Annotated in this window: 18 protein-coding genes, 2 pseudogenes and 1 riboswitch; of the genes and pseudogenes, 11 read left to right on the top strand and 9 right to left on the bottom strand. The window is 71.1% G+C overall.

Features of this window, described 5'->3' with window-relative positions; genetic code table 11:
* Positions 1-780 (bottom strand): annotated as a pseudogene (locus tag VN779_RS08625) (hypothetical protein); the annotation flags it as partial.
* A gap of 147 nt (positions 781-927) precedes the next feature.
* Here VN779_RS08625 and VN779_RS08620 point away from each other — a divergent pair.
* Complete coding sequence (locus VN779_RS08620; protein WP_325721915.1) at positions 928-3,504, top strand: DEAD/DEAH box helicase; 2,577 nt, start codon at positions 928-930, stop codon at positions 3,502-3,504.
* On the opposite strand, the gene VN779_RS08615 is transcribed toward VN779_RS08620, so the two are convergent.
* Positions 3,501-4,070, bottom strand: coding sequence for a Uma2 family endonuclease (locus VN779_RS08615; protein ID WP_325721914.1), 570 nt, complete (start codon positions 4,068-4,070; stop codon positions 3,501-3,503). The genes VN779_RS08620 and VN779_RS08615 overlap by 4 nt on opposite strands.
* Positions 4,071-4,237: 167 nt before the next feature.
* Between VN779_RS08615 and VN779_RS08610 the strand changes: the two genes are divergently transcribed.
* Complete coding sequence (locus VN779_RS08610) at positions 4,238-4,723, top strand: hypothetical protein (protein WP_325721913.1); 486 nt, start codon at positions 4,238-4,240, stop codon at positions 4,721-4,723.
* Positions 4,724-4,857: 134 nt separating this feature from the next.
* Complete coding sequence (locus VN779_RS08605) at positions 4,858-5,559, top strand: ACT domain-containing protein (RefSeq protein WP_325721912.1); 702 nt, start codon at positions 4,858-4,860, stop codon at positions 5,557-5,559.
* A 40-nt stretch (positions 5,560-5,599) separates the two neighbouring features.
* Here VN779_RS08605 and VN779_RS08600 read toward each other — a convergent pair whose 3' ends face one another.
* Positions 5,600-6,658 (bottom strand): acyltransferase, encoded by a 1,059-nt coding sequence (locus VN779_RS08600; protein WP_325721911.1) that lies wholly within the window; start codon positions 6,656-6,658, stop codon positions 5,600-5,602.
* Between the two features lie 346 nt (positions 6,659-7,004).
* Positions 7,005-7,161, top strand: a riboswitch (FMN riboswitch).
* Positions 7,162-7,346: 185 nt separating this feature from the next.
* Here VN779_RS08600 and VN779_RS08595 point away from each other — a divergent pair.
* The 7 genes and pseudogenes from VN779_RS08595 (at position 7,347) to VN779_RS08565 (ending at position 11,805) form a co-directional block, all read left to right on the top strand.
* Positions 7,347-8,057, top strand: coding sequence for a riboflavin synthase (locus VN779_RS08595; protein WP_325721910.1), 711 nt, complete (start codon positions 7,347-7,349; stop codon positions 8,055-8,057).
* A complete protein-coding gene (locus tag VN779_RS08590) occupies positions 8,054-8,770 on the top strand; it encodes a nicotinamide mononucleotide transporter family protein (RefSeq protein WP_325721909.1) in 717 nt (238 codons plus the stop codon). The genes VN779_RS08595 and VN779_RS08590 overlap by 4 nt, the downstream gene beginning before the upstream one ends.
* Positions 8,767-9,390: pseudogene (gene ribB, locus VN779_RS08585) on the top strand (3,4-dihydroxy-2-butanone-4-phosphate synthase); the annotation flags it as partial. The gene VN779_RS08590 and the pseudogene ribB, both read left to right, overlap by 4 nt.
* Before the next feature lie 154 nt (positions 9,391-9,544).
* Positions 9,545-10,039 (top strand): 6,7-dimethyl-8-ribityllumazine synthase, encoded by a 495-nt coding sequence (ribH, locus tag VN779_RS08580; protein WP_325721907.1) that lies wholly within the window; start codon positions 9,545-9,547, stop codon positions 10,037-10,039.
* Complete coding sequence (locus VN779_RS08575; protein WP_325721906.1) at positions 10,036-10,305, top strand: phosphoribosyl-ATP diphosphatase; 270 nt, start codon at positions 10,036-10,038, stop codon at positions 10,303-10,305. Before ribH ends, VN779_RS08575 begins: the two co-directional genes overlap by 4 nt.
* Before the next feature lie 73 nt (positions 10,306-10,378).
* Positions 10,379-11,221: an ATP phosphoribosyltransferase gene (gene hisG, locus VN779_RS08570; protein ID WP_325721905.1), complete on the top strand. Its 843-nt coding sequence runs from the start codon at positions 10,379-10,381 to the stop codon at positions 11,219-11,221.
* A gap of 74 nt (positions 11,222-11,295) precedes the next feature.
* Positions 11,296-11,805 carry a PH domain-containing protein gene (locus tag VN779_RS08565; protein WP_325721904.1) on the top strand — a complete coding sequence of 170 codons (510 nt, stop codon included), beginning with the start codon at positions 11,296-11,298 and terminating at the stop codon, positions 11,803-11,805.
* A 42-nt stretch (positions 11,806-11,847) separates the two neighbouring features.
* On the opposite strand, the gene VN779_RS08560 is transcribed toward VN779_RS08565, so the two are convergent.
* From VN779_RS08560 to VN779_RS08545, 4 genes are all read right to left on the bottom strand, one after another.
* Positions 11,848-12,873, bottom strand: a complete 1,026-nt coding sequence (locus VN779_RS08560) for a LacI family DNA-binding transcriptional regulator (protein WP_325721903.1) — start codon at positions 12,871-12,873, stop codon at positions 11,848-11,850.
* Between the two features lie 166 nt (positions 12,874-13,039).
* On the bottom strand, positions 13,040-13,519 hold the full coding sequence (locus VN779_RS08555; RefSeq protein ID WP_325721902.1) for a hypothetical protein: 480 nt from the start codon (positions 13,517-13,519) through the stop codon (positions 13,040-13,042).
* Positions 13,520-14,099: 580 nt separating this feature from the next.
* A complete protein-coding gene (locus tag VN779_RS08550; protein WP_325721901.1) occupies positions 14,100-14,681 on the bottom strand; it encodes a chaplin in 582 nt (193 codons plus the stop codon).
* Positions 14,682-14,966: 285 nt separating this feature from the next.
* Positions 14,967-15,968, bottom strand: a complete 1,002-nt coding sequence (locus VN779_RS08545; protein WP_325721900.1) for a TIGR03557 family F420-dependent LLM class oxidoreductase — start codon at positions 15,966-15,968, stop codon at positions 14,967-14,969.
* Between the two features lie 155 nt (positions 15,969-16,123).
* Here VN779_RS08545 and VN779_RS08540 point away from each other — a divergent pair, with 155 nt between their 5' ends.
* Positions 16,124-16,783, top strand: coding sequence for a VOC family protein (locus tag VN779_RS08540; RefSeq protein WP_325721899.1), 660 nt, complete (start codon positions 16,124-16,126; stop codon positions 16,781-16,783).
* 71 nt (positions 16,784-16,854) lie between these two features.
* Here VN779_RS08540 and VN779_RS08535 read toward each other — a convergent pair whose 3' ends face one another.
* Complete coding sequence (locus VN779_RS08535) at positions 16,855-18,240, bottom strand: sigma-70 family RNA polymerase sigma factor (protein ID WP_325721898.1); 1,386 nt, start codon at positions 18,238-18,240, stop codon at positions 16,855-16,857.
* A 130-nt stretch (positions 18,241-18,370) separates the two neighbouring features.
* Positions 18,371-18,937 carry a hypothetical protein gene (locus VN779_RS08530; RefSeq protein WP_325721897.1) on the bottom strand — a complete coding sequence of 189 codons (567 nt, stop codon included), beginning with the start codon at positions 18,935-18,937 and terminating at the stop codon, positions 18,371-18,373.
* Positions 18,938-19,081: the final 144 nt, after the last annotated feature.

Raw genomic sequence — 19,081 nt, 5'->3', positions numbered from 1 at the left:
CCGGCCGTCGAACTCCTGGCGTGCCGCGGCCGTCACCGCGCCCGCCGCGCGCACCCCGGCCGCCAGGACCGCGGGCTCCGCGTAGGCGTGTACGCCGCAGGCGTCGTGTTCGCTGAACGTCTGCCACGCCAATGCCGGCGCATCCCCGTCCTTCTCGTCTGCGTCCAGGGAATGCTCGTCTGCGGCGATCGCGTCCTCGGAGGGGTCCACGCCGTCGACATCCGCCTCGTCCTCTGTCACCTCGTCAGACTCCGTCGCCTCTGCGTCGGACTCGGCGTCAAGCTCGATGTCCGCGTCGTCGTCGGACTCGTCTGACTCGTCGAACTCCTCATCGGCGTCCAACTCCGCCTCGGCCTCGATCTCGGCGTCGTCATCGAACGCCTCGTCGTCGTCCTCATCGTCCACCGCCGCGGAAATGACCCGCGCCGCGCCATTCGCCGCGCTCCCGCGGGTAGCGGCTGCGGCGCTCTTGCCGCCGCCAAGCTGCGCGCGCACCTCGTCGTCCTCAACCGGCGCGCGGTACACGCTGGAGCCGACGCGCACGTATTCGAACGCGGACTTGCCGCGGATCACCGTCGAGCGCGAGCGGCGCGTCTCGAAATCCACCGCGCCCTCGCCGATCGCGGTGCCCGAACCATGCCGGCAGCGCCACGTGGTCGACATCGACGCAGTCCGCAAGCCCGCCAGCAACTCAGCGATCTGCGCCGCGCTGACCGCCGTGCCGCCATCCGCGCCCGCCGCGCTCTTACCCCGCCCGAACAGCCGTATCGACGCCATCATGGCCCCGCAGCCTAGCGGTCACGCCCCAGGTCGCGGTAGCCGCCGCCCACCATGCGAACCCCGCGCGCGCCGCGCGGGCCTCCGTGATCGCCGCGCCCGGCCGCGGCGCGGCGAAAACCCGCCCGCGGCGCTGCGAGAATACCGGGCGTGGACCTCTTCGAGCGGCTGCCCAACACCACCGACCCCGACGCGCTGTTCGCGGCGTTCACCGGGTGGACCGACGCGCGAGGCCTGAGCCTCTACCCGGCGCAGGAGGAGGCCCTGATCGAGCTGGTCACCGGCAGCAACGTGATCCTGGCCACCCCCACCGGCTCCGGCAAGTCCCTCGTCGCCGCGGGCGCGCACTTCGCCGCATACGCGCGCGGGCAGCGCTCCTACTACACCGCACCCATCAAAGCCCTGGTCTCGGAGAAGTTCTTCGACCTGTGCGCCGCGTTCGGGTCCAGCAACATCGGCATGCTCACCGGCGACGCATCCGTCAACCCCACCGCCCCGATCATCTGCTGCACCGCCGAGGTCCTGGCCAGCATCGCGCTGCGCGACGGCCGCGACGCCGACGTGGGCCTGGTGGTGATGGACGAGTTCCACTTCTACGCGGACCCGGACCGCGGCTGGGCTTGGCAGGTCCCGCTGCTGGAACTGCCTCAGGCTCAATTCCTGCTGATGTCCGCGACGCTCGGCGACGTCGCGCGGTTCGAGGGCGACCTGACCCGCCGCACCAGCCGCCAGACGGTCACGGTGCGCTCCGCGCAGCGCCCGGTGCCGCTCTCGTACTCCTACCGGATGACCCCACTGCACGAGACCGTCGAAGAGCTGCTCGAAGGCGGGCAGGCCCCGGTGTACATCGTGCACTTCACCCAGGCCGCCGCGATCGAACGCGCCCAATCGCTGATGAGCGTAAACGTGTGCACCCGCGCGGAGAAGGACGCGATCGCGACCCTGATCGGCGGGTTCCGCTTCACCACCAAGTTCGGCAAGACCCTCTCGAGGTTCGTGCGCCACGGCATCGGCGTGCACCACGCCGGGATGCTGCCGAAATACCGGCGCCTGGTCGAACGCCTCGCGCAGGCCGGCCTGCTGAAAGTCATCTGCGGCACCGACACCCTCGGCGTCGGGGTGAACGTCCCGATCCGCACCGTGCTGTTCACCGCGCTGTCGAAGTACGACGGTCGGCGGGTGCGGATGCTGCGCGCCCGTGAGTTCCACCAGATCGCCGGCCGCGCCGGACGCGCCGGGTTCGACACCATCGGGTACGTCGCCGCCCAGGCCCCCGACCACGTCATCGAGAACGAACGCGCCCTGGCGAAGATCGGCGACGACCCGAAGCGACGGCGCGGCTACACCCGCAAGAAGGCCCCGGAGGGCTTCGTCGCCTGGAGCGAGGCGACCTTCGAGAAACTGATCGAGGCCGAACCCGAGCCGCTGGTCTCCCGCTTCCAGGTCACCCACGCGATGCTGCTGGCCGTCATCGCGCGGCCCGGCGACCCGTTCGCGGCGATGCGCAGACTGCTGACCGACAACCACGAGCCACGCTCCGCGCAGCGCCGGCACATCCACCGCGCCATCGCGATCTACCGCTCGCTGCTCGACGCGGACGTCGTCGAGAAGCTTGCGGAGCCCGACGAGACGGGCCGCACGGTACGACTTACCGTCGACTTGCAGCAGGACTTCGCACTCAACCAGGCGCTGTCCACCTTCGCGCTCGCCGCTTTCGACCTGCTCGACCCGCTTTCTCCGAGTTACGCGCTCGACGTGCTCTCGGTAGTCGAATCAACGCTCGACGACCCGCGCCAGATCCTCGCCGCGCAGGAGAACAAGGCCAAGGGCGAAGCGGTCGCCGAGATGAAGGCAGCGGGTGTCGAGTACGAGGAACGCATCGAACGCCTCGCTGAGATCAGCTATCCCAAGCCGCTCGCCGAACTTCTCGCACACGCCTACGACCTATACCGGCGCGCGCACCCATGGATCGGCGACCACCCGGTCAGCCCAAAGTCCGTGGTGCGCGAGATGTACGAGCATGCGATGACGTTCGCCGACTACGTGGCCACATACCAGCTCGCCCGCACCGAAGGCATCGTGCTGCGCTACCTCGCGGACGCGTACAAGACGCTGCAGCACACCGTGCCCGACAGCACAAAGAGCGAAGACCTGCACGACCTGATCGAATGGCTCGGCGAGATCGTGCGGCAGGTCGACTCCAGCCTGGTGGACGAGTGGGAGGCACTGACCAACCCCGACGCCGCCGCGGAACTGGAAGCCACGGCCGACGACACGCCGCCGCCGGTCACCGCCAACCCGCGCGCGTTCCGCGTCCTAGTGCGCAACGCCCTCTTCCGCCGAGTCGAGCTCGCGGCGAAAGACGACGTGGAGGCGCTCGCCGAACTCGACGCGGACGACGCGCTGGTCTTCCAGGAACTCGGACTGCCGCCGACCGAGGAGTGGGACGGAGCGTGGAGCGCGGACGACTGGGACGAGGCGCTGGGGGAGTACTACGACCAGCACGACGAGATCCTCACCGGCCCCGACGCGCGCGGCCCGAAGCTGCTGTTCGTGGAGGACGACGAGCGCAACAGTAACCAGGATCGGGTCTGGAAGGTGCGGCAGGTGATCGACGACCCGGAAGGCGACCGCGACTGGATGCTGCGCGCCGAGGTGGACCTGGGGGCCAGCGACGCGGCGGGGCGTGCCGTGCTGCGGGTTCTGGACTTCGCCCGTCTCGGCTAGGCGACGTAGAACTTCGAGGTGTCGATCGTGATCGACCGCGCGAGCGGCAGCAGCACGTCTTCGCCGAAGGGAACTTCCGTGACCTGCGCGTACTTGCCGCCTTCGGGATCGCAGTGCACGAAGCACCTGCGTCGCGTCTGATCTACAAGGAGATATACGCGTACTCCAGCGCGCGCATAGCCGGTCGCCTTGTGGTAATCCCGTTCTTCCTGCCCGGGCGAGGTCACCTCGACCGCGAGCAGGCATAGCCCCATGGGGAAGGTCCACTGTCGACGGTTACGCAGCAGCGCGTCCGGCATGAGCGCCAAGTCGGGGATGTAGCGGTCGCCGTCGGGTTCTTCGAGCGTGATGTTTTCGTAGAGCCGGTGTTCGCGCGGCAGGCGCCCGTGGGCCGCGTCCCGAATTTCCTGGAGAATGAACGCGTGAATGCCGAATGGTGACGCTGCCACAGCGATCTGACCCCCGATGATCTCGGCCCGGTATCCCTCGGGGAGTTCGAGATCGTCGTGAATCGACTGGACCACGTCGCGCAGGTCATGCTCGCGGTCGGACATCACGATCGTCATCGTCCCACCTCCTCGGTCTCGTTGGAAAGCCGCAGCGCCAGCGCGCCCGGCGGCACATACAGTGCCAGCCGTTCGCACGGGTTTTCCGGGATTCTCAGCATGATCACACCTATGTGTGATCTTGTGGTGTAGCAGAGGCGCCGTTCCCTAGACACGGAGGCTTGTTCATGCTGATCACCAACCACGTGCTGTCTGGAGCGCTCATCGGTGCGGCCACGGACAACCCGGCCGTCGCGCTGCCGCTCGGCGTCGCCTCGCATTTCGCGCTCGACGCGCTGCCGCACTGGGGCAAGTGGCTCAGCAAGTCGCATTTTCTGCGCGTCGCGGTCGCCGACGGATTGACCGGGCTCGCCGTGATGGGCGCGGCTGCCGCGGTTACGCCTACCGTGCGGCGCGCCTCGGTGATCGCGGGGATGCTCGGGGCCGCGATTCCGGACGTGGACAAGCCGACACGGATCTTCTTCGGGTTCTCCCCGTTCCCGCGGCGCGTGGACGAATTCCACTCGCGCATCCAGGACGAGGCGCCCGGCAGGTTCTACAGTCACGAGATGGTCGCCGCGGCGCTGTTCGCCGCCGGGTTCACGGCGCTGACCGTCGCGGCGCGGGCCAGGGCCGCGACTGACCTGCTCGCGGCGATGCGTGCCCGTCCGTGACACGCAGGCAACGATCCGGAAACGCACGGTAGCGAAACTGGCAGGGCCGGTCGACGGCGACGGCTTCTTCCGCGAAATCCAACCGCGTCCGCGGCCTTCCTGGCGCGGGCGGCAACGAGAGGTAGGAGGACGGCGTGCTGTTGCGGCTGCGGATCTGGGTGGCAGACCGGCCCGGGGCGCTCGGGCAGGTCACCCGGGAGCTGGGCGCCTGCGGTGCCGACATCGTGCAGGTCAGTGTCCTGAGCCGGGAACGCGGGCGGGCTCTGGACGAGATCACGGTGTTCATGCCCGAACCCGAACAGCAAAGCCGGATCGAACGCTCGCTGCGCTCGCTCAGCTCCGTGACTGTCGAGGGCATCCGGCCTTCCGGGGAGGTACCCGGCGCGTTTCCCGACCTCGACCTGCTCGGCCGCGTAGCCGCTGACCCGCGCGCCGCACTGAACATACTGGCCGACGCGCTGCCGCGGATCCTGGCCGCAGACTGGGCTGTGGCCGTGCACGCCGGAGCGGCCGGACCGCTGCCCGAGTCCGCCGTGCTCGCCCGCAGTTGGGACGCTCCGCGCGAACCTGTCCTGCCTGAACTGCCTCGCCGGGCCGCCACGGTATCGGTCGGCGGGGCGCGTTATGCGTGCGCGCCAGTCGGTGAGGCTGCGGTGCATGTGGTCGTATGCCGGATCGGCGACCCGACATTCCACCGATTCGAGGTAATGCGGCTCACCCGGATCACCGAAGTCGCTGCGGCGATCGCCGGCTCGCGGCTCAGCGTGCGAGGGGCCGGACCGGCGCCGACAGCAGTTCAGTCGCAATCACCTGCGTCGGCGGCGGCTGCGGACTGACGCGGTTCAGTACACGAGGCGCGGGCTGGATCGATCGCGGTTAGGCGGGCGCGAGGGCTTCTTGGCGCGCGGTCTGCTGCGGCCGGCGACGGCGCAGGAACCTGACCTCCACGTACCGGTACGACACGGCCGCGCACGCGAACGAGCCCGCGAGCAGCAGCGGCGCGATCACCGGCCAGCCGCGTCCAGGCAGGTTGTGGTGCAGCAGCCGGGAGAGCGCGTCGTTGTACAGGTAAAGCCCGTAACTGACCGTGCCGGTGTACCGCAGTGGCCTGAGACTGAACGCCGCCGTGAGCGCCCCGGGGCGCTCACGCAGCAGCCCGTGCAGCACCAGCGCCGAGCACGCCGCCGCGGCCAGATACGTGCCCTGCGTTCCCAGCGGTGCGCGCCACGCCAGCACGCCGAGACCCGCTAGAGCTAGGACAGCGACCGGCGTCGAAGCCTGTTCGAGCGCGCACGGTAGCAGCCGGTGCCGCCAGGCGACCGCCAGCGCGCAGCCGACCAACAGCTCCGCGCCGCGCTCCAGCGGGTTGAAGAACACGTCCGCGGACGGTGCCACGCCGCTCGCGCCCACCGCCCACCCGGCAAGGGCGAGCACGACCGCCGCGGCCAGCAGCCAGACCAGCAGCCGCCGCGGCCCGCGACCGCGACGCAGCGCACGGCGCAGTACCAGCGGCCACAGCAGGTAGAACTGCTCCTCACAGGCCAGCGACCACGTCGCGGTGAAAGCGCCGAGCGGCGCCCCACCGAGCCACACCACCGCGTTCGCCGCGAAGGTCCACGTCGCGGCGGCCTGTTCCCATAACGGCCAGCGGTCCTGCAACTGATGCGCCGTCAGCGACACCGCCGCGATGCCGAGCGTGAGCAGCGCGAGCGCGGGCAGGATCCGGCGGGCTCGGCGCGCGTAAAAGCCGCGCAGCGCGATCCCGCCGGTGCGCGCGGCTTCGTCAAGGAGCAGCGAGCTGATCAGGAAGCCGGAGAGGACGAAGAACAGGTCGACCCCGATCCACGCCGCTCGCAGCGGCAGGTGCGCGTGGTCGAAGATCACCAGCAACACGGCTAGACCGCGGAAGCCATCGAGCGCGGGACGCCGGCCCAACCGACGCACCCCATCGGCGGAGACCGCCGCGCGCACAGCGTCAGGGGCAGGAGCGTCACCGGCAAATGACGCGGCGTCAGGCGGCGCGGAAAGGCGCGCGGGGACACTCACGCGCACTCGATCGCTGCTTCCCACCCGTGCACGATACGGCCCCCGCATGAGTCCGGCTGAAGCGGGAGGAGAGCGCCGGCCGCGCGCCAGAGCAAGCGAATCGGACGGAACCGCAGGTCAGCGTGGTGTAGGGGTGGCGAGACCCGGCGGTGTGCGACAGTTCACATGTCTCATTCGCCGGACCGGGGGTGATCGGGAATACCCCGGCGTGGCACACTCTTGGATTAGACAGCAACAGCGTGCTCCGGGGTCGGTGTAATTCCGAACCGGCGGTGATAGTCCGCGACCCGTGAGGGCAGCGCACCCGGCCATCCGGCCGAGCGCTCCCGGACGGTGGATCCGGTGAAATTCCGGAACCGACGGTGAAAGTCCGGATGGGAGGCAGCACGCGGGAGCGTCAGCTCGTGCACGCGCGCACGGCTGCCCGCCCGCTCCCGGCCGTTATCCGCGGCCGGACGGCGCCTACGGGCCCGCATCGCGCCTGCCCCCGAGCTGCACGCTTTCCTGCCGCCTCCCTCACTCGCGCCCCGGCGCCGCCCCTGAGCGGTCCGACGGCGAGAGGGAGACAAGGCACACGATGTTCACCGGCATCATCGAAGAACTCGGCGAGATCCTCGAGATCGAGACCCTGCCCGACGCTGCCCGCTTCACGGTGCGCGGGCCGCTGGTCACCTCCGACGCCACTCACGGCGCGTCCATCGCGGTCAACGGCGTATGCCTGACCGTCATCGACCCGACCGGCGCCGACACCCTTGCCGCCGGCCGGTTCACCGCCGACGTGATGGCCGAATCCCTGCGCCGCTCCAGCCTCGCCGATCTCGCCCCCGGCGACCGGGTCAACCTCGAGCGCCCCATGAGCGCGGCCGGCCGCTTCGGCGGGCACATCGTGCAAGGCCACGTCGACGGCACCGGCACCGTGCTCGAACGCATCCCCAGCGAGCACTGGGAACTGGTGCGCATCGCGCTGCCCGCGCACCTGGCCAGGTACGTGGTGGAGAAGGGCTCGATCACGGTGGACGGCATCAGCCTGACCGTCACCGACGTCGCCGACGACCCCAGCGGTGCGGGCGAGAGCGAGTTCACCATCTCCCTGATCCCGGCCACCCTCGCCCAGACCACCCTCGGCATCAAGCAGCCTGGGGCGCGAGTCAACCTCGAAGTCGACGTGATCGCCAAGTACACCGAGCGACTGCTGGCCCGCCCCGCCGCGAGCGCCGACACGCCCGCGGACCCCGAAGGCGCCGGCAGCGACGCGCCCACCCACGCGATAGCGGGGGCCGGGCGATGAACCACCTGTTCGGCTGGGCCGACGTGGTCGCCTTCCGGCTCGGCGGCGAAACCGTGCGCTGGTCCGACCTGCTGGGCAACCTGCTCGGGCTGGCCACCGTCGCGCTCGCCCTGCGCCGCAGCCTGTGGACCTGGCCGGTACAGATAACCGGCGCGATCCTGCTGTTCGGCGCCGACATGGCCGTGCACCTGGGCGGCACCGCGGCCCGGCAGCTGGCGGTCATCGCTCTGGCCGGCTACGGCTGGTCACGGTGGCGTTCCGCCGGCCGCGACGCGAATACCGGCAGCGCGCCGCAGGTGTCGGTGCGCTGGGCCACCTGGCGCGAGCGCGCCGTGCTCACCGTCGCGATCGGCGCGGGAACCGCCGCGTTCGCCTGGCTGCTCTCGGCCACCCACAGCTCCTGGAACCCGCTGCCCGACGCGTACATCTTCATCGGCACCCTCGCCGCCACCCTCGCCCAAGGCCGCGGCTGGGTCGAATTCTGGCTCGTGTGGATCGCGGTCGACGTCGTCGGCGTTCCCCTGGCGTTCCACAGCGGCCTGCCGGTCTCCGGCTTCACTTACGTCATCTACTTCGCCCTCGTGCTGGCCGGACTGCGGCAATGGACCCTGCTCGCCCGCACCCCTGGCCCCGCACCCGCACCGACATCAACCCCAGCACCGGCCACCGACCAGGCCGACACCTCCACCGCCGCCGAAGGGGTACCCGCATGAGCGCCGAAACGCTGGAACGCACCACGCTGCTCGACACGATCGACACCGCGATCGGCCAAATCGCCGCCGGGCGCCCCGTGATCGTCGTCGACGACGAGGACCGGGAGAACGAAGGCGACATCATCTTCGCCGCCGTGCACGCCACCCCTGAACTGCTTGCTTTCACCGTGCGCTACTCCAGCGGCGTGATCTGCGCGCCGATGCCGGACTCCCGCGCCGACCTGCTCGACCTGCCGCCGATGACGGCCGTCAACGAGGACCGCAAGGGCACCGCGTTCACCGTCTCTGTCGACGCCCGCCAAGGCGTGAGCACCGGCATCTCCGCCGCCGACCGCGCCCACACCATCCGGTTGCTGGCCGACCCCGCCGCCACCGCCGGGGACCTGACCCGCCCCGGCCACGTATTCCCGCTGCGCGCCCGCCCAGGCGGCGTCCTCGAGCGTCCGGGACACACCGAGGCCGCCGTCGACCTCGCCCGCCTCGCCGCGCTGCCGCCCATCGGCGTGCTGGTCGAGGTCGTCAACGACGACGGCACCATGGCCCGGCTGCCCGACCTGCTGCGCTTCGCCGCCACCCACGGCCTGGCGATCATCTCCATCGCCGACCTGATCGCCTATCGGACGGCGCGGCTGAGCTGACCGCAGCTGCGATAACGTCAACGCAGCAACGCTTTGTACAACGCTGACCGCAGCTGTGCAGAGCGCACCATACGTAACGCACTATGCGGCGTTGCCCCGGCCCGTGCCGGGGCGAGACCCTGGAACTGGAGAGCGCGTGTCCGGCACCGGAGCACCCGAACTGGCCGTGAACCCCGCGGACCTGAAGAAGTGCGCGCACCTGCGCGTCGGCATCATCGCGGCGCAGTGGCATACCGAGGTCATGGACGCGCTGCTGGACAATGCGCGCAAAGCCCTCGCCGAGATCGGCATCGACGAGCCGCGGGTCGTGCGCGTACCAGGCTGCTTCGAACTGCCCGTGGCCGCGCACGCCCTGGCCAAGCGCCGCTACGACGCGATCGTCGCACTTGGCGTCGTGGTGCGCGGCGGCACTCCCCACTTCGACTACGTGTGCCGTGCCGCCACCGACGGCCTGACGAGAGTCGCCGTCGAATCCGGCATCCCGGTCGGCTTCGGCGTGCTGACCTGCGACACCGATCAGCAGGCCCTGGACCGCGCCGGATTGCCCGGCTCGGCGGAGGACAAGGGCCGCGAGGCCGCGCTCAGCGCCGTCGCCACCGCGCTGACCCTCAAGGGGCTGGGCGAACAGTGAGCGCGAAAAGCTTCGAGCAGCTGCACGCAGAGCTCACCGAGAAGGTCGCCGCCGCCGCCCCCGGCTCGCGCACCGTCGAACTCGTACAAGCCGGCGTGCACACCATCGGCAAGAAGATCGTCGAAGAGGCCGCCGAGGTGTGGATGGCAGCCGAACACGAGGGCGCCGATCGCACCGCCGAGGAGATCAGCCAGCTGCTGTACCACCTTCAGGTACTCATGCTCGAGCGTGGGATCTCCCTCGACGACGTGTACGCACACCTATAAGCCCGCTGAGCTAAACCCGGCACGCTCGCCGACCCCCCTCCGTACCGCACCCGCGACGAAAGGCCCGCCCGCCATGCTGCGCATCGCCGTGCCCAACAAGGGATCGCTGTCCGAGGCGGCCTGCGAAATGCTGCATGAGGCCGGATACCGGCAGCGCAAGGACCGCGAACTGCTCGTGGCCGACCCCGCCTCCGGCGCCGAGCTGTTCTTCCTGCGCCCCCGGGACATCGCCACCTACATCGGCTCCGGCCGCCTCGACATCGGCATCACCGGCCGCGACCTGCTGCTGGACTCCGGCGCCCCTGCCGAGGAGATCATGCAGCTGGGATTCGCCCGCTCCACCTTCCGCTTCGCCGGGCGCCCCGGCACCGGCTCCACCGTCGAAGACCTCGCCGGGATGCGCATCGCCAGCTCCTACACCGGCGTCGTGCAGGCCCACCTCGCGGCCGCCGGAGTCAAAGCCGAGGTGGTCAAGCTTGACGGCGCCGTGGAGATCGCCATCGAACTCGGCGTCGCCGACGTGATCGCGGACGTCGTGGAGACCGGCACCACGCTGCGGCAGATGGGCCTGGAGCTGATCGGCTCGCCGATCCTGCAGTCCGAGGCCGTGCTCGTGCGCCGCAACGGAGCCGAGCCCGATCCCGCGGTCGACCAGTTCGTGCGGCGCATGCAGGGCGTGCTGGTAGCCCGCCGTTACGTGCTGATGGACTATGACATCCGCGCGGAACGGCTCAAGGAGGCCGTGGCCGTCACTCCGGGCCTTGAATCCCCGACGATCTCCCCGCTGCACACCGAGGGCTGGGTCGCGGTGCGCTCGATGGTGCTGCGCGAGGATGCCCAGCGCATCATGGACGACCTTTGGGGGCTCGGGGCGCGCGCTATTCTCGTGACCGACATTCGGGCCTGCCGCCTGTAGCTGCGTCCCTTTAAAGCCCAGGCGCCCGGCCCGGCAGGTGGGTAGCGGAATCAGACGCCGACGAGACGGGACCGATGGCACCCAACAGCGAGCGCAGCGGCAGCGCGGTCGGCGCAAGCGGCGAGGACGGACTGCCCGTCCTGCCGATCACCTGGCGCCCCGCGCGCACCCGCATGATCGTCTTCGCCGTCGCGGTGCTGATGGCCGCCTCGATGAGCCTGGTCGCCGCGCTGCTGCCCAGCGACGGCGGTGCGCCCTGGCCGCTGGCTGACCGCATCGCGTTCGGCGCGATCGGGTTCGCCGGAGCGGCCGTGCTGTGCATCCTGGCGCGGCCCAAGGTCATCGCTGACCGCGGTGGCGTCACCATCGTCAACATGTTGCGCACGCACCGGCTGGAATGGCCGCAGATCGTGCGCGTTAACCTGCGGCCGGGTGATCCGTGGGTACTGCTCGACCTGGATTCCGGCGACACCCTCGCGGCGATGGGCATCCAGCCGTCCAATGGTCCTGGCGCGGCGCTCCAGGCGGTGGCTGACCTGCGCTCCCTCGTCGAGCTGTACTCCTATACGGGACGCGGGGACTGACCTGCCGTCACGTGGCTGTCTGTCACGTGAGGCGCCCTGCGTTCAGGCGGAGGCACGCAGCGTCAGCGTGGTCGGCAGCGTCAGCGATTGCACCGAGGCACCGTCCACGCGCGCCAGCAGCAGTCGCACCAGGTCCCGCGCCACCTGCTCGATCGGCTGGCGGACGGAGCTGAGCGGCGGATCGGCGGCCTGAGCCACCCCGAGATCGTCGAACCCGATCACCGCCACGTCCTCGGGTACCCGCCGTCCCGCCTCCCGCAGCGCCCGCAGCGCGCCACGCGCCATCAGGTCCGAGGCCCCGAAAATCGCGTCCAGCTTCGGTTCGGCCTCCAACAGCGCGCGCGCCGCGTCGAACCCGGAGCGCTCGGTGAAGTCCCCGTGTGCTGCGCGCGCCTCGAATCCGGCGTCCACCAGCGCTTGCCGGTACCCGGCCAAGCGGTCCTGACCGGCCGTCATGTCCTGCGGGCCGGCGATCGTCGCGATCCGCCGCCGCCCGAGCGAGAGCAGATGCTCAGTGGCCTGCCGAGCGCCGTAGACGTTGTCGACGTCGACATACGGCACCGAGGAATGCGCTGGCGCTGGCCGCCCGCCGTGCACCACCGGCACCCCCGCGCCCACCAATATCCCCGGCAGCGGGTTCGCCTCGTGCACCGAGACCAGGATCACCCCGTCCACGTGCCCCGAGGTCACGTACCGCTCCATGCGCCCGCGCGCCGGCATCGCGCCGCTCTGGCCCTGCATCACCAGCACCAGCTGCAGCTCGGTGGCGTCCAGCACCCGGTTGACCTCGGTGACCATAGTGGTCAGATACGGGTCGGCGAAGAAGAACGCGTCCGGCTCCGGGATGATCATCGCCAGGGAGTCGGTGCGCCGGGTCACCAGCGTGCGCGCGGCCCGGTTCGGCACGTACCCGAGCTCGTCGATCGCGGCCTCGACCGTCTCGCGCACCTCCGGGGACACCTTTGGGGAGTTGTTGATCACGCGGGAGACCGTGGCCCGCGACACCCCCGCGTACGCCGCTACCGTCTCCAGCGTCGGCGCGCCGCCGCCGCCCGTCGTCGAGACCATCCGCTCCCGTCCTGCCCTCGCCGCCCCGGGCTGCCGGGGCGCTGCGCCGCATCGTGGGCGCCCAGGTCACGGTACCAGTAGGCGGCCTTCCAGCAGATCCTTCGACGGCTGCGACACTCACCGCCGTCGCGGCCCGCGCGATCGGCGCGATCGCGGCGCACCGGGATCAGCCGCTGCCGCCGCCGGACAAGCCGCCGACCAACTGTCCCACCAGGCCCGCGACGCCTCCGACCACGCCGCCTACCGCCCCGCCGAGAACTCCTGGCGCGGGCGAGGAGGACGCCGGACCCGCCGAAGGGCTGGCGCTGCGAGACACACCAGAGGACGCCGAGGCACCGGCTTGGGACGGGGACTGCGCAGCGGCCGCGGTGCTCTCGTGCGCCGCGGCCGCCGCGCCCGAGTGACTCTGCATACTTCCGGCCGCACCGGCAGCGCCGTTACCGCCTGTGCCCCCGATTCCCGCCGCCTGACCCGCAGCCGGACCGGGCAACGCGGCAGGGACGGTTGCACTGGCTCGCTGCCCCGGGCTCGGGCTCTCGTCCGCCGATGCCGGTGGAGAGGAACCGACGTGCAGCAGCGCGAGCAGGATGCCCACCAGCGCCATGCCCACCGCACCGGACAGCAGCACCTCGACGGTCTTGCGCACCGGACCGGCCTGTCGCCGGTGCGACCTGTCGCCCGCGCCGGGTATCCGGCCCCGCGGGCCGCGCGCACCTTCCAACGTCCCGCCCTTCGCCCGCCGACATCCGCTCACGAACAACGAGTGCTCACCGCTGCGAACGGCTCACCCGATCGAGTGATACCACGTAACGAATCCATCGTCGCCCATCGATGCCGCACCGCGGGAGCAAACCGGCGGACTTGCGGCGGACGCGGACCGGACCTGCGCCCCGCACGCGCCGCCTGCCAGCGCCGTCACGGGCACGCTCGCCGCTGACCATGCGGGCCCTGACGCGCACCTCAGTGCACGTATGCCAGCTCCCGCGCACCATCCGCCGCTTGGACGCGATCGGGCCCCGCACCCCCCAGGCGCGAATTGCAGGGGAGTGCGGGGCCCGACAGTGCCCTCTCGCCGCGCGGCCCCCAGTACAGCCGCGCGGCGCGAACCGCGTGTGCATCCGAGTTCCGGCGCGCACACACCACCGCTGCGCCGGAACCGGCCGTTCTTGTCGTTACCGCTCTGTCGTTACCGTGCGATCCAGGCGCGAGGCCCGGCCGACGGATCGTCAGCCGATGGTGCAGGTCGTGCTGTCGACGGTGTTGCGGAAACCGATCACGTCGGCCTGGTTGCCGCACAGGTTCACCGGCACGGACACCGCAGCGTTGACGACGTTGCCGGACAGCAGCCCGCCGGAGTGCTCCGACGCGCCGGTCGCGACCGCCCCGGGCGCGTCGCCGTTGGTGCCGATGGTGCAGGTCTGCGGCTTGACCTTGTCCTTGGCCGCGATCACGCCGACCTCGTTGCCGCAGGCGTTGACCGGAACGGCCACCGCGGCGTCGACCACGTTGCCCGAGCCCGCGCCGCCGGAGCGCTCCGAGCTGCCCTGCGCCAGCGCGCCCTCGCCCGAACCGATGGTGCACGTCGAGCCCTCGTCCACGTTCTTCAGCGCGATGACCAGAGCCTGGTTCCCGCAGAAGTTGACCGGAACCGCCACCGGCGCGTTGACCACGTTGCCGGAGGCGGCGCCGCCGGAGTGCGCCGTCTCACCGGTCGCGGTGGCGTCAGCAGCGGCGATGCCCGCCGTCCCCAGGACCAGGCCGGACGTGGCGGCGGCGAGCGCCAGCCCCCGCTTGGCAAACCCATGCATCTGTAGACCTCTGTTGCTCTAGACGGGACGGGAGCGCATTGCCATAAGGCACGAAATCAGCTCCCCTTCGCCCAGGGGCAACGAGGACCCCACCACCCGGTTACGCCCGATAGCGGCGTGCGTACACCGATTCGCCCTGACAGCCCAATACGCGCCAATATGACCAAATGGTCAGGAGGTAAGCGCACAGTCGCACTGTCACACGATCACGCAGTCACTCAGGCGTACGGTCATCCGGCTGCGCAGCCGCAGCCGCAGCCGCAGTCACAGTCACAGCCGCAGCGGTCAGCGATGTAGCTTCGGCAGCACGTCCCGGCCGAACACCTCGATCCACTCGGCCTGATTGCGCCCGACGTTGTGCAGGTAGATCCGGTCGAACCCGAGATCGAGATAGCGCTGCACCTCCGCGCGGTGCACCTCCGGGTCCGCGCTGATCACCATCCGGCCCTCGAAGTCCTCCGGCCGCACCAGCTTGGCCATCTGCTCGAAATGGAACGGCGAGCGCACGTCGCCCTTGTCGAACTTCATCCCGCCGTTGGGCCACTCGTGCATCGCGTTGGCCATCGCCTGCTCGTCGCTCTCGGCCCAGGACAGGTGCAACTGCAGGATCTTCGGCATCGTCTCCGGGTCCTTACCCGCCTCGCGCGCGCCTTCGGCGAACTTCCCGAGCACCGTCTCGATCTTCGCGGGCGCGGCGCCAGGGGTGATGATCCCGTCGGCGAGCTTGCCGGTGCGCTTGGCGTTGATCGGCCCGGCGGTGGCGATGTAGATCTCCGGGGCCGCCTGCGGCATCGTCCATAGGCGGGTGGACTCCAGCGTGAAGTACTTGCCGGAGTGCTTGACGTCCCGCTGCTCCAGGCCGCTGGCGAACAGCTTCTTGATGATCTCCAGCGCCTCCCACATCCGGGCGCTGCGCTCGGCGGCCTCCGGCCAGTACCCGCCGACGATGTGCTCGTTGAGCGCCTCGCCGGCGCCGAGCCCGAGCCAGTGCCGCCCCGGGTACATCGCCGCGAGCGTCGCCGAGGCCTGCGCCACGATCGCCGGGTGCATCTTGAACGACGGGCAGGTCACCCCGGGCCCCAGATCACCCTCGGTGCGCGCCCCGATCGCGGTCAGCACGTTCCACACGAACGGCGCGCTGCCCTGTGCCGGCACCCACGGCTGGAAGTGGTCCGCAGCCATCACCCCGGTGAACCCGGCCGCCTCGGCCTGCGCGCTGAACTCGGTCACCTCGAGCGGACCGAACTGCTCCAGCATCGCCGCGTAGCCGATGTGCGGTGTGCTCATCGCGCTCCTCCTATCGGGCGCCGTCCCCGACGCCCCGTCAAAAAACGTCCGTGTCTCTCGATCCGTGTCTCGATCACCTTATGCCGCGCGTGCGCGGCTGCGCCGAACGAGGGCGCGCTGTTATGACCCGCCCCGAACGGGGGAGGAGCATCCACGTGCTACTGGACCATGTCTCCTACGCGTGCGACGCCGAGGCGTTCCCCTCCACCGTCTCCCGGCTCGGCGCGCTGCTCGGCGCCCCTTTCACCGACGGCGGGCTGCATCCGCGCTACGGCACCCGCAACGCCGTGCTGCCGCTGGACGGCGGCTGCTACGTCGAAGTCGTCGCGCCGCTGGAGCATCCGGCCACCGACACGATGCCGTTTGGGCAGGCGGTGCGCCGCCGCGCCGAGCTCGGGGGCGGCTGGCTCGGCTGGGTGGTCTCCGTGGATGATCTGGCGCCCTTTGAGGCACGCCTCGGCCGGCCGAGCGCGGAGGGGCACCGGCGTCGTCCCGACGGGACGCTGCTGGAATGGCAGCAGATCGGGCTGCTGGATCTGCTGCAAGACCCGCAGATCCCCTACCTGATCCAGTGGCGCTGCCCCAAGCAGGAGCACCCCTCGGCAGGCGCGGACGGCTCGGTCGGTATCGAGCGGCTGGAGATCGCCGGCAAACGCGCCGAGATCCTCGCCTGGCTCGGTACTCCCGAGATCGACCCGCTGCCGCACGTGCACGTCAACTGGCTCGAGCCGGGCGACGCTGCCAACGCCTGGGACGAAGCCGGGCTGCTCGCCGTCGACTTCCGCACCGCGCACGGCCCGGTCCGCATCGACTGAACGGGCACCGACTGACCGCCCGCCGATCACCCACATGGGCACCGGCTGACCACAGGTCAGCTGGCGCGCCGTCAGAACGGCGTGGGCGGGCCGCTTTGGCAACCGGTCTCGATCAGCAGCAGTCCAGTTCGGCCCAGGCTGACGCGCACCTGTACCTCCAGCCGCAGTTCGATGCCCAGCACGTCCAGCGGGATGCCCGGACACATCACCTCCGCAGGGGATGGCGACGGTGAGCTGGGCGATGGGCTGGGGCTTGGGGCGGGGGCGCTCGGCGAGGGCATAGGGCTGTGACTGGCGCTCGGCGATGGACGCGCGGGGCTCGGCGACGGTCGTGGCGGCGGGGGAGAAGCGGGCGGGCTGGCGCTGGGACTCGCACTCGGGCTCACCACCGGCGGCGCGCTGGACGGCGCAGGCGCTGCCAGGGCGCTGTGGCTGGCCGCCGGTGCGGGCGGCGGGGCCGCGGGACTGCCGGCCAGCGCGAACGCGAGCGCCCCGGCGGCGACGGCCGCGGCGGTACCCACCGCCACTGCCTGCTGGCGCGGCGAGGCGTGGCGCAGTTTGGCCGCCCCCCGAGCCAGAATCCCGGCGTGCGCGCCGGAGGCCGCCCCCGATCCGCCCGAGGCCACGCTCACCGTGCCTGCCGCGGCTCCCGCGCCGGCCGCGATCGCCAGCGCGGTCTTGGCCGCCACCGCCGTGCCGAGCACCGCGGGCGCCGCCAACACACCGATATGCGCGTTGACATACTTGAGCATCGCCAGCAGCCCCGCGCACTCCGCGCAGTACCGCAGGTGCTCCTCGACCTTGCCCCGCTCGCGCCGCCCGAGCTTCCCGCGGACAGCCGCGCCCAGCCGCTGCGCGTACGGACGGCACGACTCCGCGCTGACCTCCCGCACGTGAGCTTGCAGGTAGGCCTGCTTGAGGCCTTCGCGTGCCCGATACGCCAGCGCCGCGACTGCCGCCGGCTCGATGCCCAGCAGCGGCGCCAGCTGCGCAGGGCCCTCGCCCTCGACCTCGGTGTGCCACAGCACGGTTTGCCAGCGCTCCGGCAGTGCCATGAACGCCTGCCCGGCCAAGGAGCGCTCCAGCGCGGCGAGCACCGGATCGGCCTGCGGCTCGGGTTCCTCCAGGTCCACCATGTCCGCGACCAGCAGTAGCCGCCGTTCGCTGGCGGCCCAGTCCCGCGCCACGTGCCGCATCGTGGTCAGCAGATACGGCCGGAACGCCTCAGTCGGGCCATTGCCGTTGCGGATCGCGTGCAGCACCCGCGTGAACGCCTCCGCCCGCAGATCCTCCGCGGCGGCCTCGCTGCGTGCCCAGTGCCGGGCATGTGCCAGCGCGGAGCGGGCGTGGCGCTGGTACAGCGGGTCGTACGCGGCCAGGTCCCCGGCGCGCACCCGGTCGATCAGCTCACGATCCGGCGGCCCCGCCGCCACGGCTGGCCCCTGCTGCCGCTGCATCCCGCAAAGCCCTCATTCCGTCCCCTGGCGCACCCGGGCGGCGCGCACCCCTCCACGGGGCCCGGCCGGCCGCAGAGCCCCGCCCGTTCTACGCCCGGGATTCCCGCGAGACGCGGCCCTCGACCAAAGCTCACCCAAACGAGTACTTCAAAGCGCTGACACTTGACAGTCCGGCCGCGCCGCCACCGCCGCAGCGGCTCAGCGCCCGGCGCAACGCCCCCAGCAGCAGAGCCGGATCGGTTGCCGCACCCGCAGCGCCCTCCGGCGGCGGCACCAGCCACAGCAGCCGCGTCAGCCCGTCCCCGACCAGCGGAGGCAACGCCACCACGTCCCCGTGTGACGCGGTACGAAGCCCGTGCGCCCGGCACCACCAGGCGAAACCGCGCAGCCGGGCCAGCGTGTCCGGCGCCAGCAAAAACCCGACCCGCCGCACCTGCGCCCGCCCGTCCGCAGCGACCGGACCGAGCGGCGCACCGGAGCGCAGCAGCAGATCCAGCGCCTCAAGACCCAGGTCCATGCCGACACTCACCGCGTCGAACAGCGGACCGGCCGGCACCGCGGCCACCCGCGCCGGATCCGGGTACCCGGCGCGCAACGCCGCGGCCGCGCTTGCCACCGGAGCGACCGGAAGCAAGGCACCGAGCGCCGCGTCAACGCCGGGTTCGAGAGAGCAGGAGGGGGTGTGGGGGTGGGACATTCGCGTCTCCTTCACGAGGGACTTCACCAGCAGGGAGCCGCAACACCCCGATCCATGACGCGGTTTCAGATATCTTTCTGCGCAACCGCCTCAGCCCCGCGGCCACGCCGACCCCGTCGGCTGACGAGATCGCCGCTCCACGGG

The sequence above is a fragment of the Actinocrinis sp. genome (assembly GCF_035605935.1).
GTDB lineage: Bacteria > Actinomycetota > Actinomycetes > Streptomycetales > Catenulisporaceae > Actinocrinis.
The sequence above is the reverse complement of the archived record's forward strand: the minus strand, read 5'-3'. Positions and strand labels throughout refer to the sequence as shown.